Below are 278 nucleotides of genomic sequence, written 5' to 3' on the forward strand. Positions count from 1 at the left end.
GGGTTGTCGTAGACTACGACGTTGATAGGCAGGGTGTGTAAGTGCTGCGAGGCATTGAGCTAACCTGTACTAATTGCCCGTGAGGCTTAACCATACAACACCCAAGGGGTTTTGTGGACTCAGATATACCAGACCTTGAATGCGTTTGAAGAGATACTTTTAAAGCTCTATTAAATAGAGAAGCAGCTTTCCGAATTTTAAAATTTGCTTGGCGACCATAGCATTGTGGACCCACCTGATTCCATGCCGAACTCAGAAGTGAAACACAATAGCGCCGA

At 45.3% G+C, this 278-nt stretch carries 2 rRNA genes; both read left to right on the forward strand.

Annotated elements, in window-relative coordinates:
* Nucleotides 1-94: ribosomal RNA gene (locus tag H5300_RS27365) — 23S ribosomal RNA — on the forward strand; the annotation flags it as partial.
* A gap of 113 nt (nucleotides 95-207) precedes the next feature.
* Nucleotides 208-278: ribosomal RNA gene (rrf, locus tag H5300_RS27370) — 5S ribosomal RNA — on the forward strand; the annotation flags it as partial.

It is taken from the genome of Vibrio sp. SG41-7 (genome assembly GCF_014164465.1).
Taxonomy (GTDB): domain Bacteria; phylum Pseudomonadota; class Gammaproteobacteria; order Enterobacterales; family Vibrionaceae; genus Vibrio; species Vibrio splendidus.